The organism is Arthrobacter sp. Soil_C_49 (genome assembly GCF_057656635.1).
In genome coordinates this window covers 22,030-40,284 of record NZ_JBDGJZ010000020.1, presented here as the reverse complement: position 1 = coordinate 40,284, position 18,255 = coordinate 22,030, and the positions used below count along the sequence as shown (strand labels likewise).

The following is an 18,255-nucleotide window of genomic DNA, read 5'->3' as shown; positions in this document are numbered from 1 at the left end:
CCGGGCCGACTAGAGCGAGCGGAGCACTGAGACAACCTTGCCCATGATGGTGGCGTGGTCGCCCAAAATGGGTTCGTATTGCGTGTTCTGCGGAAGCAGCCAGGTGTGGCCGTCACGCTGGCGGAAGGTCTTGACGGTAGCTTCATCGTCCAGCAGCGCTGCGACAATATCGCCGTTGGCCGCGTCCGCCTGGCGGCGTACCACCACCCAGTCGCCGTCGCAGATCGCCGCGTCCACCATGGAATCGCCGGCGACCTTGAGCATAAACAGCTCTCCCTGGCCCACCAGCTGGCGGGGGAGCGGCAGGACATCCTCCACCACCTGGTCGGCCAGGATGGGACCGCCGGCGGCGATCCGGCCCACCAGGGGAACCATGGCGGTGTCCATGGCGGTGGGAAGTTCGGTCACCGTGGCGCTGCTGCCCGGCAGAAGGCTGGACGGCTCCGTTGCCGCCTTGGGCGCACCTCCATCCAGCGTCAGGGGCATCAATACCTCCATGGCGCGAGGCCTCTTAGGGTCGCGGCGGAGGTAGCCGAGCTTTTCCAGCTGCGAGAGCTGGTGGGTGACGCTGGAGAGGCTCGCGAGGCCCACGGTGTCGCCGATTTCCCGCATGGACGGCGGGTAACCGTTGTCATTGACCGAGCGCTGGATGGTCTCGAGGATTTTCTTCTGCCGCGGCGTCAGGCCCTTGGCGGTCTTCTTCGGTTGGGAGGTTGCCCTGCCCCCGGCGGCTGCTGCTGCCATATTCGCCAATGCCTTTCAGTTTGCCCCGGCTTTGCGGCCTGGACCCGGAGTAGCCGCCGTAATTGTCAGACCCTGCTGATCAACTTCAGAGGTGGTTGTTCTTGTCTTCAAAGCTAGGCCAGCCACTTGGCATTTTCAAACATTTGTTCTAGCGAGTCTCGACATTATTCGTTGATAAGTGCTAAAACAGAGAAAGCAAAGTTCGAACATTTGTTCTACTCAGCGTGAAGCCGTTCGAAAACCCGGACCAGTTCCGGATCCAGCGGCCGCGGCGCTGAGGGAACATCGGGCAGCACGGTCAGGTCCAGGAGGGCTCAGTTCATGTCAGCTACATCTGCTTCACAGGGTTCACGTCCGCAGCTTCTTTCGGTGCATCAACTCATGTCGCAGCCGGCCAGCCGGCAGCCGGAGCGTCCTGCACCCCTGCCGCCATTGCGGCTGACCCGCCGCGGGAAGGTGGTCCTGATCGGCATCCCCCTGGTCCTGCTGGCGGCTTTGCTTCTTTCCCTTGCCGGCTTCTTCAACTCGCCGGCAAAGGCCTCGGAATCGGCGGCAGACCTTTCGGTCACCCCCACGGTCACGGTCATCGTGCAGCCGGGCCAGTCCCTGTGGGCTATCGCCGGAACCGTTGATCCCGGGCGGGATGCGCGCGATGTCGTGGCGGACATCGTGCAGCTCAACAACCTGAGTGCCGGCGCGGTCCACCCCGGCCAGCAGCTGTACGTGCCCACACGCTAGCTGCACGCTGAGCGCGAACAGGGCACCGTCACATTTTCCGGTCTCCTGCACGGGCACTAAACTGTTCAGGTGAATGACCAGCTAGAGCGCCTGAACCGGCTTCCCCTCCGCAACAACCTTCGTGGGTTGACCCCCTACGGCGCCCCCCAGCTGGATGTCCCCATCCTCCTCAACGTCAACGAGAACACCCATGGCGTGCCCGCGGATGTCCGCGCGGCCATCAGTGCCGCAGTAACGGAGGCTGCCGCAGGCCTGAACCGCTACCCGGACCGGGAATTTACCGAACTGCGCAAGGCCCTGGCGGAGTACTTGGGGCACGGCCTAGACGAGACGAACATCTGGGCGGCCAACGGTTCCAACGAGGTACTCCAACAGATCCTCCAGGCTTTCGGCGGACCCGGCCGCACTGCACTTGGCTTCCCGCCCACGTACTCCATGTACCCGCTGCTGGCCAGCGGCACGGACACCGAATACATCGTGGGCGACCGGGCGGAGGGCTACGGCCTTAGCGCTGAATCGGCCGCCCTGCAGGTCAAGGAACTGCAGCCCAACATTGTTTTCCTCTGTTCCCCGAACAACCCCACCGGAACCGGCCTTGGGCTCGATGTTGTCGAGGCCGTGTACGAGGCCGGCGAGGCCAGCCAGACGATCGTCATTGTGGACGAGGCGTACCACGAGTTCGCCCATGACGGAACGCCCAGTGCGCTCACCCTCCTGCCTGGCCGTGAGCGGCTCATCGTTTCGCGCACCATGAGTAAGGCCTTCGCCCTGGCGGGGGCCCGCCTCGGTTACATGGCCGCGGCGCCCGAAGTCACCGACGCGTTGCGGTTGGTCCGGCTCCCGTACCACCTTTCCGCCATCACGCAGGCCACCGCGCTGGCAGCCCTTCAGCACCGTGAAGCCTTGATGGCGGACGTTGAGGACATCAAGCAACAGCGCGACCGGATCGTGGCGGAGCTGACCAGGATGGGCCTGAAGCCGGCTGCCTCGGACTCCAACTATGTGTTCTTCGGCGGGCTGGAGAACCCGCACCAGGTCTGGCAGGAACTGCTGGACGCTGGTGTGCTGATCCGCGATGTTGGAATCCCGGGGCATCTGCGCGTCACAGCGGGCACTGAGACGGAAACCACAGCCTTCCTCACGTCCCTGGAAAGCATCCTTACCAGCCAGTCGAAGCTTCCCGCCTAGACTGGAAGTACCGGCGCTGGACGCCCTGAACCACTCCTTCTTCCCAAAGGACACTTGACCATGAGTTCCACCGGATCCACTGCGGCCAGGACGGCACGCATGGAGCGTGCCACCAGCGAGTCTTCCGTGCTCGTGGAGATCAACCTCGACGGTACCGGCGTCTCGGACATCGACACCTCGGTGCCGTTCTACGACCACATGCTCACCGCGCTCTGCAAGCACTCACTCATCGACCTGACGGTCAAGGCCACCGGGGACATCCACATCGACGTCCACCACACCGTCGAGGACGTTGCCATCACGTTTGGTGAAGTGCTGCGCACCGCCCTTGGCAATAAAGCGGGAATCCGCCGCTTCGGTGAAGCCACCGTGCCCCTGGATGAAGCACTGGCCCACGCCGTCGTCGACGTCTCCGGCCGCCCGTACCTGGTACACGGCGGGGAGCCCGCAGGCCAGGAATACCACCTGATCGGCGGGCACTTCACCGGCTCGCTGACCCGCCACGTCTTTGAAGCGATCACCCTGCACGCCGGAATCTGCCTCCACATGAACGTGATCGCGGGCAGGGACCCGCACCACATCGTCGAAGCCCAGTTCAAGGCATTCGCACGTGCCCTCCGCGCTGCCGTTGAGTCCGATCCCCGCGTCGAAGGCATTCCCTCCACCAAGGGTGCGCTGTGAGCGGCCAGGTCCTGCGCGACGGCGCCATCATCGATCCCTCAGCTTCACAGAAGCTGCCGTCCCCCGAGGGGAAACCCACCGTCACGGTGCTGGACTACGGCTCCGGGAACGTCCGCTCGGCAGTCCGTGCCCTCGAGCGCGCAGGCGCCGAGGTAATCCTCAGCGCAAAGCCCGAGGACGTCCTGAACGCCGACGGCCTGGTGGTTCCCGGCGTCGGCGCCTTTGAAACCGTAATGCGTGAGCTCAAGGCTGTGGACGGCATCCGCCTTATCGGCCGCCGCGTCGCCGGAGGACGTCCGGTCCTGGGGATCTGCGTAGGCCTCCAGGTGCTGTTCGAAGCCGGTGTGGAACACGGCACCGAGGCTGAAGGCATCGGCGAATGGCCCGGAAAAGTGGAACTCCTTCCCGCTGAGGTGGTTCCGCACATGGGCTGGAACACCGTGAAGGTGCCCGAGGGCTCCAAGCTCTTTGCCGGCGTCGAAAACGAGCGGTTCTACTTCGTGCACTCCTACGGCGTGCAGGAATGGAACTTCGATGTCATCCAGCCGCGGATGGCCGCGCCGCTGGTCACCTGGTCCGAGCACGGCGCCCCGTTTATCGCCGCAGTGGAGAACGGTCCGCTCTGCGCAACCCAGTTCCACCCGGAAAAGTCCGGCGACGCCGGCGCTCAGCTCCTCCGTAACTGGGTGGATGCCCTGCGCAGGCCGGCCGAGGCAGGCAACGCCGGCGCAGCCACCCCGGAGGCAGGCAATCCGGTGCCTGACACCGAAACTCCTGACACCGAAACTCCTGCCGGCGGCGACGCCTAGTGTGGTCTGTCCTGCTGATGGGACTCGCCGGCCTGCTCATCGGCGGCGGCATCTCGTTCCGGCAGCAGCACAAACCGCTCTGGACCCAGGTTTCCTTCTATGTCCTGGCGGGCATGGCACTGCTCGCCGCCTATCTGCTGACGCTGCCGGCCAACTAGCCGCACCCTTACCCGTTTTCCCCCCCCAACCTTCGAGGATTCTGATGAACAGCGCTACCGACCTGCCGGTTCTTGAACTGCTGCCCGCCGTCGACGTCGTCAACGGCCAGGCCGTCCGGCTGGTCCAGGGCGAAGCCGGCAGCGAAACTAGCTACGGAACCCCGCTGGAAGCGGCACTGAACTGGCAGCAGCAGGGAGCCGAGTGGGTCCATCTGGTGGACCTGGATGCCGCCTTCGGACGCGGCTCCAATGCCGAGCTGCTGCGCGAAGTGGTGGGCAGGCTGGACATCAAGGTGGAACTCTCCGGCGGCCTCCGCGACGACGCAACACTCGAAGCGGCACTTGGGCTGGGCGTGGCACGTGTGAACCTCGGTACGGCAGCCCTGGAAAACCCGGAGTGGACCCGCCGGGCCATCGAACGCTTCGGCGACCAGATCGCCGTCGGCCTCGATGTCCGCGGAACCACATTGGCCGGCCGGGGCTGGACCAAGGAAGGCGGGGACCTCTGGGATGTCCTGGGCAGGCTTGAAGAGGCTGGATGCTCGCGCTACGTAGTCACCGACGTGACCAAGGATGGAACCCTGCAGGGGCCTAACGTGGAGCTGCTCCGCCAGATGGTCGAAAAAACCGGCAAGCCCGTGGTGGCGTCCGGGGGCATTTCGAGCCTGGACGACCTCAAGGTCCTGCGCTCACTGGTGCCGCTGGGGGTCGAGGGCGCCATCGTGGGCAAGGCCTTGTATGCAGGTGCCTTCACGCTGCCCGAAGCCCTCGACGTGGCCGGCCGCCGCTAGCCAGCCGCACCAGTCCCCAGGCAACGCCATGCCCAGCACCGACTCCGGATCCGGTACCCCTCCGCAACGCCACCTTCCCGGCCACATCGCCGCAGCGCTGGCCGGCGCCGGCGGTGCCGCCGACTCTGCCGGCCAGCCTTGGGCCGGGCGCAGCCTGGCAGGGGAGCATGCCAAGATCCACAACTTCGAGAACGACGACGGACTGGCCGACGCCGGTTACCTCAGCGCCGTCGCGGCCCTGCAGGCCGGACACGGGGACGAGGCAGCCGTGGTCGCCTCCCTCGCCACCGCCAGGGTTTTTATTCCGATCGTCGCCCAGCTCGCGGAAGAAGCCGAAGGCCAGGACGGCCTGCACGCCGACAAACAGGCGGACATGGCCCTGGTGACACTCAAAGCCGCCGACGGCCGGACCGCCATGCCGGCGTTCACCTCCGCCGAGGCACTCAGCGCGTGGCACCCGGAGGCACGGCCGGTAGCGGTCTACGCCGCCCGCGCGGCCCTTTCGGCGGTGGCCGAAGGAGCCGAACTGTTGGTCCTGGACCCGGGCTCGACGGTCACATTTGTGGTCCGGCGCCCGGCCCTGTGGGCTTTGGCCCAGCAGCAGGACTGGATCCCTTCCTATATCGATGATGTCCTCGCCGGGCAGATGCGCCAGGCTGCAGCCGGCTTCCCCGCGGTGCGGAGCCTGGAGCTCCTGCCGGGCAGGGGAGTGGCAGCCCGCACCGCTGACGGGGCCGTCTTCCCCGGCGGAGGGGCCGGTCCCGAGCTGCAGGTGGTCCTATACCTGGAGGACGGCCTGGACGCTGCCGCCGTGCAGGAACTGGTGGCCGGACTCCAGGCTGAGTGGTCCCGGAATGTATTGTTTGGGGAGCGGGTCGACTCCATCGAGGTAAAACTGCGGCGCGCTGACCATTAGCTGCGGCGAGGAGGGGGATCCCCGGCCGGCTGCGGCAGACCGAAGGATTCTTTCGTGAATTTCGCTCTCTACCGGGAGTTGCTTGCCGTGCGGCCCATCCGGCGGCTGCTCCTGGTGGGCATGATCGCCCGCATTCCGCACTCGGCAGCCGGCGTGCTGCTGACCCTGCACATCGTCCTGACCCTCGGCCAGGGCTACGCCGCGGCCGGTACGGCCGCCGCCGTGATGACCATCGGCATCGCCCTGGGCGCGCCCTGGCGCGGCCGCCGCGTGGACACCGTGGGGTTGCGCAAAGCCCTGATCCCCTCAGTGGTATCCGAGACCGTCATATGGTCAATCGTCCCGCATGTGTCCTACGAATGGCTCCTGCCGCTGGTCTTTGTAGGCGGACTGCTCACACTCCCCATCTTCAGCGTGGTACGCCAGTCCCTGGGTGTGCTGGCCGACGGCGACCAGCGCCGCACTGCCTTCGCCCTCGACGCCATCACCACCGAAGTGGTGTTTATGATCGGCCCCGCCGCGGGAGCCATCGTGGCCACCAGCGGCTTCAGTGTGGCGGGCCTGACGATCGTGGGCGTCTCCACGTCCCTGGCCGGCCTGTTCCTGATGTGGTTCAACCCACCCACGCGCAGCGCCACAACCGCTGGCGACTGCGAGGCGGACCAGCAGCGCGCGGCCGAAGCCGCCGTCGTCTCTACCGCCCCCGCGCACCTGCAGGAGGCCGCCGCGGACCTGGCCCCCGCTGCTGCCCACACTGCCCGCAGTGCCGGACTCAGGGCGAAAGTCGCCGGAAACTTCACGTGGTTCACGGCCACCGTGGCTGCGCTCTTCGCCGTGGCCGCGGGAGCGGGAATGGTCCTCAGCGGCACCGACGTGGGCATCGTTGCAGCGCTGGAAACCGGCGGGCACCAGGGCGAAATCGGAATTGTATTCCTGTTCTGGTGTGCGGCCTCCGTGGTGGGCGGGCTCATCTACGGTGCCATGCACCGGCCCATCTCGCCCATTGTCCTGCTACTCGGCATGGCCGCCCTGACCATCCCTATGGGTTTCGCCCACAACACCTGGACCCTCGCGCTCGTTTCGATCCTGCCCGGGCTCCTCTGCGCTCCTGTCCTCTCGTCCGCATCCGAGAAGGTGGCGGAACTCGTGGAGGAGGAGCGGCGCGGCGAGGCCATGGGCTGGTATGGCTCGGCCCTCACAGCCGGTGTGGCCCTGGGCGCCCCGCTGGCGGGCGTCTTCATCGACCAGATCGGGCCTTCCGGAGGCTTTGTCTCGGTGGGAACCGCGGGCGTGGCGCTCTGCCTGGTGGGGCTGGTCCTCCAGCGGCGCCGCCGGAGGAACAACATCACGGCGTAGGAGTGGAGTTTTTGTCCAGATATGCAGACTTGAGATGCGTCTAACCCTGCATATCTGGACAAAAACTCCAGGGTTAACTCGCGACGGCGGGCCGACCTCTGGGAGGTCGGCCCGCCGTCGGGAACTGCCGGGGAAGTTTGCGCCTTTAGTTGACGGCGCCCGTGTACTTTTCGCCCGGGCCCTTGCCCGGCGCGTCGGGGATCAACGACTCTTCACGGAAGGCCAGCTGCAGCGACCGCAGACCGTCGCGCAACGGTCCTGCGTGCTGGGAGCCGATTTCAGGGGCCGCAGCGGTCACCAGTCCGGCCAGTGCGGTGATCAGTTTCCGGGCCTCGTCCAGGTCCTTGAGCTCCTGGGCGTTCTCTTCTGCAGCCAGGCCAAGTTTGACGGCCGCGGCACTCATCAGGTGGACGGCCGCGGTGGTGATGACCTCAATGGCCGGCACTTCGGAAATGTCGCGGATCTGCTGGGAGACATCGACGCCGGCATCGGCAGGCTCGAAAACGTATGAATTACTGTCTGGGGTGCTCATACTGGTAAGCTTGACACAGACCGACTGGATGTCGTTATTTCAGAGATTGTTCAAGAAACGATCAAGGTTCCCAGCAGCGCCTGCGTTGTGGGGACTTTTCTCTGTAGAATGGCATGCAGTTTGCAAGCGGAGTTCTCTCCCACCCGCGTCAGCCGCTGTTCCGGAAGTTCGATGGAACGCAAGGTTGCCGGGTACCTGGTTGGTTCTGGTTTCCGGCATTCGCCGGCGCCGGACATGCAGTGCCCTATGGCACGCGCAGCCAGTCTTCGAGGCCTTCGATTGCTCCGGCAATTGGGGGCCTTCTCTATTTGCCGGCGGATCCCACAACAACACAGGAGCTTTAACATTAGCGAGCCAAGAATCAATGAGCGTATCCGCGTCCCCGAGGTGCGGCTGGTCGGCCCTGCAGGTGAACAGGTAGGAATCGTCCGTATTGAGGATGCCCTGCGTCTGGCCGCCGAGTCCGACCTTGATCTCGTTGAAGTTGCACCTCAGGCGAAGCCTCCGGTGTGCAAGCTGATGGACTTCGGCAAGTACAAGTACGAGGCCGCGGTCAAGGCACGTGAAGCACGGAAGAACCAGACGAACACTGTTCTGAAGGAGATCCGCTTCCGCCTGAAGATCGACACCCACGACTACGAGACCAAGCGCGGGCACGCACTGCGCTTCCTCGGCGCCGGGGACAAGGTCAAGGCCATGATCCAGTTCCGCGGCCGCGAGCAGCAGCGTCCGGAGATGGGCATCCGCCTGCTCCAGCGCTTCGCCGACGACGTCGCCGAAGTGGGCGTGGTTGAATCCAGCCCCCGGATCGACGGCCGAAACATGGTCATGGTGGTTGGGCCGCTGAAAAACAAGGCTGAGGCCAAGGCAGAAGCACGCCGCGCTACGCAGCGGGCTGAAGCGAAGGCTCAGAACGAGGCCAAGGCAGCTGGCCGCATTGACGTTTCCGGCGACGACCAGGCACCCCTGACGCAGTCCCTCGCGGACCTGCTGCCCGAGGGTTTCACCGTCTCGACGGAACCGGAAGCAGTTGCTGTTGCTCCCGCACAGGAGGCGGCTCCCGCCGTCGAACCTGCCGCTGAGGAAGCTCCGGCCAAGGCAGCCGAAGCTCCTAAGGCTGAGGCTCCCAAGCAGGAAGCTCCCAAGGCTGAGGCTCCCAAGCAGGAAGTCCCTAAGGTTGAGGCTCCCAAGCAGGAAGCTCCCAAGGCTGAGGCTCCCAAGCAGGAAGCCCCCAAGGCTGCTGCACCGGCACCCCAGCCGACTGCGGCCAAGCCCGAAGCTGCCAAGCCGGCAGCCGCGGCGCCGAAGCCCGCAGCAGTTCCTGCTCCGCCGAAACCGGTGGCCAGGCCTGCTGCGCCCAAGCCCGCTGCGCGCCCTGCCCCCAAGGCAGTGCCGAAGCCGGCTGGCAAGAAGACCACATAGTTCACAGCTGCCGGAGGCCGCCCTCCGGCAGTCAGCAACCAGCACGCCGCCCTCAGGGGCAGCTGCGCGATAGAACTGCAGGCCCCGCCTGCGGACACGTAAGGAGATCGGTTCCCATGCCGAAGATGAAGACCCACAGTGGTGCTAAGAAGCGCTTCAAGCTGACCGGCAGCGGCAAGCTGCGCCGCCAGCAGGCCAACCGCCGCCACTACCTCGAGCACAAGTCCTCCCGGCTGACCCGTCGCCTTGCCGGCGACAAGATCGTCTTCAAGGGCGACGCCAAGGTCATCCGGAAGATGCTCGGCATCTAATTTCCAAGTTCTTTGACTGGCACCACCTGGTGTAAGTCACCTGCCAAAAAGCCTTCTCAGGCCGCCGGACATCCGGCAGTAGATGCTTGGGATCAGAATTTCGAAGGAGTACGCACGTGGCACGTGTGAAGAGGGCGGTCAACGCCCACAAGAAGCGCCGGGTTATCCTTGAACGCGCAAAGGGCTACCGTGGACAGCGTTCACGCCTGTACCGCAAGGCCAAAGAGCAGCTGCTGCACTCGTTTGTGTACAGCTACGGCGACCGCAAGAAGAAGAAGGGCGACTTCCGCCGCCTGTGGATCCAGCGCATCAACGCTGCTTCCCGCGCCAACGGCCTCACCTACAACCGTCTCATCCAGGGCCTGAAGGCCGCTGAGGTTGAAGTTGACCGCCGCATGCTGGCCGAACTGGCTGTCTCCGACGCCAACGCCTTCGCCGCACTGGTCCAGGTTGCCAAGGACTCGCTGCCCGCTGACACCTCCGCCAAGAAGGTTGTTGCGTAGCAACGCTGCACCCCGCAATGGGACAGTTCAGGAACTGGTGGCCCTAGCCACTAAAGTTTCCTTTATGAACGACACCGGGCGCCCGCAGGATTTACCACTCTCCAACCCCCGAGCAGATCGGGTGAGGGATGTGGCAAAACTTGCCGGGCGCCCGGCCCGTTTAAAGCGCGGACAGTTCCTGGCTGAAGGCCCGCAGGCGGTTCGCGAAGCGTTGAAGCTGCACCAGCAGCGCCTCGCGAGGGGTGCCCCCGGTGTGGTCACGGAGGTCTTCGCCAGTGAAGCCTGCCTGGACCGGTTTCCTGAGTTCGAGGAACTCGCCGAGGGCACCAACGCGCGGCTGGCTACCGACGACGTCCTGGCCGCCATGGCGGACACGGTCAATCCGCAGGGCATCATCGCTGTCTGCCGGTTCGTTGACGTCCCCCTGGAGGAAGTGCTCGACGCCGGGCCCCGCCTCATTGCCGTCCTCTGCCAGGTCCGGGATCCGGGAAATGCCGGCACAGTCCTGCGCGCGGCGGACTCGGCCGGTGCAGACGCAGTCATCCTCACCGGCTCCAGCGTGGACATCTATAACCCGAAGGCCGTCCGTTCCACCGCAGGCTCCCTGTTCCACCTCCCGGTAGTGCTGGGGGCAGATGTCACAGAACTCGCTGAAGCCTGCCGGGCCCGGGGGATCGGCATCCTCGCCGCGGACGGTTACGGTTCCCTCAATCTCGATGCGCTGCAGGACGAGAATGCCCGGCGCCGGCTGACGGGGGAGACCACCCCCTCTGAATACGACCTGGAAAAACCTACCGCCTGGCTGTTCGGCAACGAGGCGCAGGGACTGTCCCAGGCTGAACTCGACCTCGCCGACCATCGGGTTGCCGTCCCCGTCTACGGGGCAGCGGAAAGCCTCAACCTCGGCACGGCCGCCACCGTCTGCCTCTATGCCAGCGCCCGTTCCCAGCACCTCCCGGCGGCCCTCCCGGGATAGCTGACCCCCGGCCCAAGAACCGCAGCGGGGGCCCCGGATCAACCGGAGCCCCCGCTTGGGTGAAATTTGGAGATATGTCGGCCGGACTCAGGGCGCGCGCATTGCCCTGCCGCGTCCGGTGATGGCACCGTAGATGCCGGCGACCACCAGGCCGCCTACGATGGCAAGAATCCACGTGCCGAGATCGAAGAAGGCCAGATCGCCCCTGTTGAAGAGCAGGCTGCCGATCCAGCCGCCTACTATTGCGCCTACCACGCCCAGTACAAGGCTGGTGACCCAACCGCCGCCTACCCTGCCGGGCATGACGGCTTTAACGATGGCCCCCACGATGAGGCCGAGAATAATCCAAGCAAGAAAACCCATGTCTCCTCCTTATAGTGACCGGGATAAACCGTCCCGATGAGCTTCAAGCTAACATAGGGCCCCGGGGTTGTCAGCAGGCTTTGGGCTTGCCTCCGGTGCATGCCTGCCGCCCCGGCGGGTACGGTAACCATGGGCGGAGCCTAGTCAGAATCCGCGAAACCGTAGTGTTCACCAACCGTAGAAGAGGTGGAGCCCGTTGGCTGCAAGTGGCGGTACCAAGGCGATTATTGCGGCTCTCGCTGCCAACCTGACCATCGCCCTGCTGAAATTCATCGCGTATTTCCTGACGCGTTCGTCATCGATGCTCGCCGAGGCAATCCACTCGGTGGCCGACTCCGGCAACCAGGTCCTGTTGCTGGTGGGCGGCAAGAAGTCGCAACGGGCAGCCAGCCCTGAACATCCTTTCGGTTACGGCCGCGAGCGGTATATCTACGCGTTCATTGTGTCCATTGTGCTGTTCAGCGTGGGCGGTCTTTTTGCGCTGTATGAGGCGTGGGAGAAGCTCCAGCACCCGCACGCCATCGAAGGCGATTTCTGGTGGGTTCCCCTTGCCGTCCTGGGTGGCGCGATCATTGCCGAGTCCTTTTCGTTCCGGACCGCCATCAAGGAATCGAACCGCACCCGCGGGCAGCAGTCGTGGGCAAAGTTTGTGCGCAGCGCCAAGCAACCTGAACTTCCGGTCATCCTGCTTGAGGACTTCGGCGCCCTCCTGGGCTTGCTGTTCGCCCTCATTGGCGTCGGCATGACGCTCATTACCGGCAACGGACTGTGGGATGCTGCCGGTACGGCCATGATCGGCCTGCTGCTCGTAGCGATCGCCGTCATCCTGGCCCTGGAGACGAAGTCGCTGCTCGTGGGTGAATCAGCGTCCAAGGACGATGTGGAACGCATAGCCCAAGCCCTCGAAGCGGACGGCACCCGGATCATCCACCTCAAGACCCTGCACCTGGGGCCGGAAGAGCTGCTGGTGGCGGCCAAGATTGCCATCAACCGCAACGATACGGGCGCGGAGATCGCGAGGGAAATCGACAGTGCCGAGTCACGCATCCGGTCAGCAGTGCCGATTGCCAGGGTGATCTACCTGGAGCCGGACCTGCACCGTTCAGATGCGGAAGGCGCCGGCCACCAGCCCGCTGCGGCGGCACCCGGACCCTGACGGCTACCCGCCAGAACAGCCAAGCAAGTAAAGCCGCAGCCCGTCTTGTATCAGGCGGCCAGCGGCTTCTTGCGCTCCAGCAATCCGCTGGCTATAGCAACGCCAAGGCCCAGGACGGCCAGGCATGCGCCCACCAGAGCGGGGGCAACATAGCCCCAGCCCCATGCGATCACCAGTCCGCCCAGGAACGCTCCGAGCGCGTTGGCCACATTCAGGGCGGCGTGGTTCAGGGACGAGGCCAGCGAGGGTGCGTCGGGGGAGGCGTCCAGGAGGCGGGTCTGCAGTGCCGGGATAAGCATGGATCCGGCGGCGCCCACCACAAACACCATCACCAGGGCTGACCAGGGCCAGTTCACGGCGATGGCATATACCACCAGTGCTACCGCAATAGCAGGCAGCACGCTGTACAGCGTGCCCATCACCGACTTGTCCGCAATCCTGCCGCCCACCACGTTGCCTGCCACCATGCCCAGCCCGTACAAGGCCACCACCAGCGGAATCAGCGATGACGGGAGGCCGGCCACGTGTGTCATGGTGTGGGAGATGTACGTGTAGGTGGCAAAGAAGCCGCCAAAGCCCACAATGCCGATCAGGATGGCCAGCCAGACCTGGAGCCGCTTGAGCGCCCCCAGTTCGCGTCGGATGCTGGCGTCCGGATGCGCCTTGTGGAAAGGAACAAACCGCCAGATCAACACCAGGGTGAGCATCCCCAGCAGTCCCACCAGGATAAAGAGCAGGCGCCAGCCGTAGGTCTGTCCCACCCACGTTGCTGCCGGAACGCCAATCACGTTGGAAATACTCAGGCCCGCCATCACCATGGAGATCGCCCACCCGCGCCGGGTGGGCGGCACCAGCGAGGCGGCGATAACGGCCGCTACGCCAAAGAATGCGCCGTGCGGCAGCCCGGCCGCGAACCGTGACACCAGCATGGTTCCGTAGTCGGGGGCCAGGAAGGACGTCAGGTTGGCCACGGTGAAGAACAGCATCAAGCCCAGGGCCAGGTTCTTGCGCGGAAGTTTGGCGCCGACGGCGGCCAGCAGCGGTGCGCCTGCCACCACTCCCAGCGCGTAGGCGGAGATGAGGTGCCCCGCTTCGGGAGTGCTGATGTCCAGGCCCTGTTCCACTTCCTTCAGCAGGCCCATCATGGTGAACTCGGTGACCCCGATCCCCACCCCTCCCATGGCGAGGGCAATGATAGCCAGAGCGATATTCGGGGTGGTGGTGCTGGTTGCCGTGGGCGACTGTATGACGCTGCTCATGTGCCTGCTTTTCGAGGTGCTGGAGATACAAGATGGGCTGCAGCCACGGCAGTGGGGCTGGATAAGGCCTGGACGCCACTGCGGGAACCCCCGGGACGGTGCGGGTACTCCCTGGACAGCGGACGGAGTGCCCGGGCCTCTCCATTGTCCCCCATAGAATGGGGCGGGTGACTGGACTGATACAGGTGGTGGGCGGAGCCGTAGTGGACCGCCTCGCGGAACCTTCCATGCTGCTCGTGGCCCGACGCAGTGCTCCTGAGAAGCTGGCCGGCTTGTGGGAGTTCCCGGGCGGCAAGGTGGAGCCGGGCGAAGAGCCCGAGGCGGCGCTCTGCCGGGAGCTGGGCGAGGAGCTGGGGATCGGGGTGCGCCTCGGCGCTGAACTTCCGGCGGAGGCCTCCACCGGGTGGCGCTTGAACGACCGGGCCAGCATGCGGGTGTGGTTTGCAGAGATCGTGCAGGGAGAACCGCAGCCCCTTGAGGACCACGACGAACTTCGGTGGGTGTCGCTGGCTGACCAGGATGAGGTTCTTGGCCTGCCCTGGATTCCGGCCGACTTCCCGATTGTCCACGAGCTGTTGGCGGCGCTTAGTGTGCCGGCAGCAGGCAAGCGCTGAAGCGCCTCACTCCTGGAATTCCGCTCCTGATACCCGGAGTTCCCTGATACGTGGGGTTCCCTGAAGCCTGCGCTTCCTAGAACAGTGTCGCTTGGGTTGCCGGTCCTGCAGGGCTGGCTGCGGCTGTGGGCACGCCGGCCGGGATGATGCCCGCAGGGTACTCCGCTTCTTCGCCGCGGGGATCATCGAGGTCCCGGTGGCTGAAGCCCGACGAATCGGAGAAACCATACCGGGCCTTGAAAAAACGGACCCGGCCGGCCAGCCAGGCCCGATACTCCTTGGAAGCGTAGGAGCCTGAGCCATAGAGCCGGCCATAGCGGCCCGCCAGCCCGGGATGATTGGCTGCCAGCCACTTCATAAACCACTCCCTGGTGCCGCCCGGCTTCAGGTAGAGGGCGCCCGCGGTGACGCCGGTGGCCCCCGCGGCGGCCAGGGAGGAAAACAGGGAATCCAAAGCTTCGTCGCCGTCAGTGAGCCAGGGCAGGATGGGCATGGCCATGACTCCGCAGGGGAGACCGGCCTCGCGCAGCCGGGAGACCAGCTTGAGCCGCGCCCGGGGACCGGGGGTGCCCGGCTCGATGGCTTCCTGCAATGCTTCGTTGGTCATGGCAAGTGAGATGCCCAGGCCCACCGGCACCTGGGTGGCGGCGCTCTTCAGCAGCGGAATGTCCCTGGCCAGCAAGGTCCCTTTGGTCAGGATGGACAGCGGAGTGCCGGATTCGGCCAGGGCGGTAATGATCCCGGGCATCAGCTGGTATCGCCCCTCGGCACGCTGATACGGATCGGTGTTGGTGCCCAGTGCCACCTGGTGGCGGCCCCAGGACGGCCGGGACAGTTCCTTCCGGAGGACCTCCGCCGCGTTGACTTTCACCACCACCTGGCTGTCGAAGTCGCGCCCGGCGTCGAAATCGAGGTAGGTGTGGGTTTTCCTGGCAAAGCAGTACACGCAGGCGTGGCTGCACCCCCGGTAAGGGTTGATAGTCCATTCGAACGGCATACGCGAGCCTGCCGGAACCTTGTTGAGCACCGATTTGGCGGTGACCTCGTGAAAGGTGATACCGGCGAACTCCGGCGTGGTGACCGACCGCACCAGCCCGGCCAGGGGAAGAAGGGCAGGAGCGGCACTACCCGCGGCTGCTTGTGCCGGCGGCGGCATCAGTGCTTGGGCATCCCATCTCATGAGCTCTATTCGAATGTATGTTCGAACTTAAGTCAAGCACCGCCGGCCGGCCGCCCGGAAAGCCCACGGAACAAGTAGTCGAGCTCCCAGACGACTTTGATGGCAACGCAAACCTCGGTTTCGCCGGCTTCCACGCCAAGTGCTTCCACCGAGGCGGCGCGCTGCATCCGGGGGAGGGGCTCCGGAGGTTGCGGCCCCACCGTGTCCGTGATGGAAAGAACCCGGCCAAGCCGGGCAGAGGCGAGGCGGGCAAACTGCCCGGCCGAACGGAGCGCGTCCTCCCAGGCGGCATCCCGCGCACGTGCCCGGACCTCGGCGTCGTCCGCGAACGTCAGGTCAACGCCGTTGAGCCGGACGTCGTTCCCGCCGGCCTCCACGGCCTCGGAAATCGCTGCCGAGGCGGACGCGGGAGTCCGCAACCTGACAGTGAGGCTGCTGGCGGCGACATATCCGGTGACAGACTGGCCTTCGCCTTCCCGCCACACGAGGTCTGCCCGGACGTTGAGCCCGGAGGTCCTGATGTCCTCGTCCGCAACACCGTGGCGGCGGAATGTTGACGCTACGGCGTCGGAACTGGTGCCTGCCCGCGACCACGCCGCTGCCACGGAATCGGCGCGGCACTCCACCCCGATGGATACCACCATCAGGTCAGGGGCAGCTTCGGCGAAACCGGTTCCGGTGACGCTGACAGTGCCGGCGGCCGCAGCGCCGCCAGACTTATCCGTGGCCCGCCCGACGGCGTTCCCCGCCTCATCGGAGCCGGTCATGTCGGCGTTCTGGTTGGCTTCGCCGGGCATGGGTCACGCCTCCGTTCCGGCAGGTCCTGGAGTACGGGGCCGGCGAAGACGCCGGGGACGGGGCTGCCGGCCGGTGCGCACTGGGTACCCGCCGGCCGCGAGGCCTGCCTGCCGTTCGAAAATGTTGCCCGTCCCGGGATTGCCGGTGCGGAGCAGGGACCACCCGGCGGCAAGAAAGTAGAGCGGGAGGAAGGGGATGCCCAGGCACCAGGCGTACTGGGAACAGTGTTTTTCCTCGTGCTCCAGCAGCCCCGGCCGGGACAGCAGGTCCTCACCGGTGCAGCGGCACAAGACCACATTCCCCAGGGTGAACGCACTGGCAAACGGCAGGCGCCACCTGTACCCGCCGGCGATGATGAGCCCCCGCGGGCCCCGGCCTACATCCGTCCGGGACAACGCGGCCACGGCGAGACCCAGGACGGTGCTGCCGTTGACGGCGTTCGCAACCACCCGCACAACCTGTGGAGCTGTCAGCGGCCGCCGAACCCCCGAAGGCTTCCGTGGTGTCATGAGGCCATGGTAGCCGGACGGTTCAATTAGACTGGAGGGCAGTGGCAGCCGGATTTTCCGGTGTGCCCTGACCTGGTCATTGAATGAACTGAAATTGAGGGCATTCATCCATGACCTGCCAGCGGAAGCGCTGCCGGGAAACCGGAAATGCCCGCCGGCAGCCACGACTCGTAGCTAAGAACAGTAGATGACTGAAACTTTGCCGGGCGCCGCCATTCCGAACCCCACGGATGAAGCCGCCATCACTGCCGCTGTAGACCAGGCCATCGCCGCCATCGCCGGCGCGGCCACCCTTGACGAGCTGAAGGCGGTGAGGCTCGCGCACACGGGTGAAAAGTCGCCGCTCAGCCTGGCCAACCGTGAAATCGGCAAGCTGCCCAAGGACCAGAAGGCCATCGCCGGAAAGCTCATGGGCGCCTCGCGCGGCCGGGTTAACAAGGCGCTCGCGGACCGCACGGCAGAGCTGGAAGCCGAAAACGACGCCCGGATCCTCCTCGAAGAGACCGTTGACGTCACTGCCGCGCCCCGCCGTCGTCGTGCCGGTGCCCGGCACCCCCTGTCCACCCTGCAGGACCGCGTCGCGGACATCTTCGTGGGCATGGGCTGGGAAATCGCCGAGGGACCCGAGGTCGAATCGGAGTGGTTCAACTTCGATGCGCTGAACTTCAAGCCGGACCACCCGGCCCGCGAAATGCAGGACACCTTCTTTGTGGAGCCGCCCGAGGCCCACCTCCTGATGCGCACCCACACGTCCCCGGTGCAGGTCCGCTCCATGCTGGAACGCGAACTGCCCATCTACGTGCTGTGCCCGGGCAAGGTGTTCCGCACCGACGAACTCGACGCCACGCACACGCCCGTGTTCCACCAGTTCGAGGGCCTGGCCATCGACAAGAAGCTCAGCATGGCGGACCTGCGCGGCACCCTGGAGCACTTCGCGCGGCAGATGTTCGGCGACGAAGCCCAGATCCGGCTGCGTCCCAACTACTTCCCGTTCACCGAGCCCTCCGCCGAGCTGGACATCTTCCACCCCGGAGCCAAGGGCGGGCCGCGGTGGATCGAGTGGGGCGGCTGCGGCATGGTCAACCCCAACGTGCTCCGCGCCGCGGGCATCGACCCGGACATCTATTCAGGTTTTGCCTTCGGCATGGGCATCGAGCGGACGCTCATGTTCCGCAACGAAGTCGGCGACATGCGCGACATGATCGAAGGCGATGTACGTTTCAGCGAGCACTTCGGGATGGAGATCTAACA

At 65.5% G+C, this 18,255-nt stretch carries 22 protein-coding genes; 15 read left to right on the top strand and 7 right to left on the bottom strand.

Annotation, left to right across the window (positions count from 1 at the left end; genetic code table 11):
* Positions 1–9: 9 nt before the first annotated feature.
* Complete coding sequence (gene lexA / locus AC3A4Z_RS21740) at positions 10–744, bottom strand: transcriptional repressor LexA (protein WP_498714305.1); 735 nt, start codon at positions 742–744, stop codon at positions 10–12.
* 381 nt (positions 745–1,125) lie between these two features.
* On the opposite strand from lexA, the gene AC3A4Z_RS21735 reads away from it, so the two are divergent.
* The 8 genes from AC3A4Z_RS21735 (at position 1,126) to AC3A4Z_RS21700 (ending at position 7,381) form a co-directional block, all read left to right on the top strand.
* Positions 1,126–1,482, top strand: coding sequence for a LysM peptidoglycan-binding domain-containing protein (locus tag AC3A4Z_RS21735; protein ID WP_498714367.1), 357 nt, complete (start codon positions 1,126–1,128; stop codon positions 1,480–1,482).
* 69 nt (positions 1,483–1,551) lie between these two features.
* A complete protein-coding gene (locus tag AC3A4Z_RS21730) occupies positions 1,552–2,670 on the top strand; it encodes a histidinol-phosphate transaminase (protein ID WP_498714303.1) in 1,119 nt (372 codons plus the stop codon).
* Between the two features lie 60 nt (positions 2,671–2,730).
* Positions 2,731–3,351, top strand: a complete 621-nt coding sequence (hisB, locus tag AC3A4Z_RS21725; RefSeq protein ID WP_498714301.1) for an imidazoleglycerol-phosphate dehydratase HisB — start codon at positions 2,731–2,733, stop codon at positions 3,349–3,351.
* Positions 3,348–4,160, top strand: coding sequence for an imidazole glycerol phosphate synthase subunit HisH (gene hisH, locus AC3A4Z_RS21720; RefSeq protein ID WP_498714299.1), 813 nt, complete (start codon positions 3,348–3,350; stop codon positions 4,158–4,160). Before hisB ends, hisH begins: the two co-directional genes overlap by 4 nt.
* Positions 4,160–4,318: a CG2302 family histidine operon protein gene (locus tag AC3A4Z_RS21715; RefSeq protein WP_181762693.1), complete on the top strand. Its 159-nt coding sequence runs from the start codon at positions 4,160–4,162 to the stop codon at positions 4,316–4,318. Before hisH ends, AC3A4Z_RS21715 begins: the two co-directional genes overlap by 1 nt.
* A gap of 44 nt (positions 4,319–4,362) precedes the next feature.
* Complete coding sequence (priA, locus tag AC3A4Z_RS21710; RefSeq protein ID WP_498714295.1) at positions 4,363–5,109, top strand: bifunctional 1-(5-phosphoribosyl)-5-((5-phosphoribosylamino)methylideneamino)imidazole-4-carboxamide isomerase/phosphoribosylanthranilate isomerase PriA; 747 nt, start codon at positions 4,363–4,365, stop codon at positions 5,107–5,109.
* 28 nt (positions 5,110–5,137) lie between these two features.
* Positions 5,138–6,025, top strand: a complete 888-nt coding sequence (locus AC3A4Z_RS21705; protein WP_498714293.1) for an SseB family protein — start codon at positions 5,138–5,140, stop codon at positions 6,023–6,025.
* 54 nt (positions 6,026–6,079) lie between these two features.
* Positions 6,080–7,381, top strand: coding sequence for an MFS transporter (locus AC3A4Z_RS21700; protein ID WP_498714292.1), 1,302 nt, complete (start codon positions 6,080–6,082; stop codon positions 7,379–7,381).
* 145 nt (positions 7,382–7,526) lie between these two features.
* Here the strand turns inward: AC3A4Z_RS21700 and AC3A4Z_RS21695 are convergent, their stop codons facing one another.
* Positions 7,527–7,913 carry a DUF1844 domain-containing protein gene (locus AC3A4Z_RS21695; protein ID WP_050055647.1) on the bottom strand — a complete coding sequence of 129 codons (387 nt, stop codon included), beginning with the start codon at positions 7,911–7,913 and terminating at the stop codon, positions 7,527–7,529.
* A gap of 387 nt (positions 7,914–8,300) precedes the next feature.
* On the opposite strand from AC3A4Z_RS21695, the gene infC reads away from it, so the two are divergent.
* From infC to AC3A4Z_RS21675, 4 genes are all read left to right on the top strand, one after another.
* Positions 8,301–9,335, top strand: a complete 1,035-nt coding sequence (gene infC / locus AC3A4Z_RS21690; RefSeq protein ID WP_498714289.1) for a translation initiation factor IF-3 — start codon at positions 8,301–8,303, stop codon at positions 9,333–9,335.
* A gap of 116 nt (positions 9,336–9,451) precedes the next feature.
* Positions 9,452–9,646 (top strand): 50S ribosomal protein L35, encoded by a 195-nt coding sequence (rpmI, locus tag AC3A4Z_RS21685; protein ID WP_009358635.1) that lies wholly within the window; start codon positions 9,452–9,454, stop codon positions 9,644–9,646.
* A gap of 116 nt (positions 9,647–9,762) precedes the next feature.
* Positions 9,763–10,149: a 50S ribosomal protein L20 gene (gene rplT, locus AC3A4Z_RS21680; protein WP_050055645.1), complete on the top strand. Its 387-nt coding sequence runs from the start codon at positions 9,763–9,765 to the stop codon at positions 10,147–10,149.
* A 64-nt stretch (positions 10,150–10,213) separates the two neighbouring features.
* Positions 10,214–11,125, top strand: a complete 912-nt coding sequence (locus AC3A4Z_RS21675) for a TrmH family RNA methyltransferase (protein WP_498714287.1) — start codon at positions 10,214–10,216, stop codon at positions 11,123–11,125.
* Between the two features lie 87 nt (positions 11,126–11,212).
* Here the strand turns inward: AC3A4Z_RS21675 and AC3A4Z_RS21670 are convergent, their stop codons facing one another.
* Positions 11,213–11,488: a GlsB/YeaQ/YmgE family stress response membrane protein gene (locus AC3A4Z_RS21670; RefSeq protein ID WP_498714286.1), complete on the bottom strand. Its 276-nt coding sequence runs from the start codon at positions 11,486–11,488 to the stop codon at positions 11,213–11,215.
* A 196-nt stretch (positions 11,489–11,684) separates the two neighbouring features.
* On the opposite strand from AC3A4Z_RS21670, the gene AC3A4Z_RS21665 reads away from it, so the two are divergent.
* Positions 11,685–12,644 carry a cation diffusion facilitator family transporter gene (locus AC3A4Z_RS21665; RefSeq protein WP_498714284.1) on the top strand — a complete coding sequence of 320 codons (960 nt, stop codon included), beginning with the start codon at positions 11,685–11,687 and terminating at the stop codon, positions 12,642–12,644.
* Between the two features lie 50 nt (positions 12,645–12,694).
* On the opposite strand, the gene AC3A4Z_RS21660 is transcribed toward AC3A4Z_RS21665, so the two are convergent.
* Positions 12,695–13,903: an MFS transporter gene (locus AC3A4Z_RS21660; protein ID WP_498714282.1), complete on the bottom strand. Its 1,209-nt coding sequence runs from the start codon at positions 13,901–13,903 to the stop codon at positions 12,695–12,697.
* Between the two features lie 167 nt (positions 13,904–14,070).
* On the opposite strand from AC3A4Z_RS21660, the gene AC3A4Z_RS21655 reads away from it, so the two are divergent.
* Complete coding sequence (locus AC3A4Z_RS21655) at positions 14,071–14,517, top strand: (deoxy)nucleoside triphosphate pyrophosphohydrolase (RefSeq protein ID WP_498714280.1); 447 nt, start codon at positions 14,071–14,073, stop codon at positions 14,515–14,517.
* Between the two features lie 76 nt (positions 14,518–14,593).
* Here the strand turns inward: AC3A4Z_RS21655 and AC3A4Z_RS21650 are convergent, their stop codons facing one another.
* The 3 genes from AC3A4Z_RS21650 to AC3A4Z_RS21640 are packed head-to-tail and all read right to left on the bottom strand — an operon-like array spanning position 14,594 to position 16,968.
* A complete protein-coding gene (locus tag AC3A4Z_RS21650) occupies positions 14,594–15,697 on the bottom strand; it encodes an Rv2578c family radical SAM protein (protein WP_498714278.1) in 1,104 nt (367 codons plus the stop codon).
* A gap of 32 nt (positions 15,698–15,729) precedes the next feature.
* Positions 15,730–16,494, bottom strand: coding sequence for an SIMPL domain-containing protein (locus tag AC3A4Z_RS21645; protein ID WP_498714276.1), 765 nt, complete (start codon positions 16,492–16,494; stop codon positions 15,730–15,732).
* Positions 16,495–16,497: 3 nt separating this feature from the next.
* Positions 16,498–16,968 (bottom strand): hypothetical protein, encoded by a 471-nt coding sequence (locus AC3A4Z_RS21640; protein ID WP_498714364.1) that lies wholly within the window; start codon positions 16,966–16,968, stop codon positions 16,498–16,500.
* 223 nt (positions 16,969–17,191) lie between these two features.
* Between AC3A4Z_RS21640 and pheS the strand changes: the two genes are divergently transcribed.
* Positions 17,192–18,253, top strand: coding sequence for a phenylalanine--tRNA ligase subunit alpha (pheS, locus tag AC3A4Z_RS21635; protein WP_498714274.1), 1,062 nt, complete (start codon positions 17,192–17,194; stop codon positions 18,251–18,253).
* The last annotated feature ends 2 nt before the right edge of the window (positions 18,254–18,255 follow it).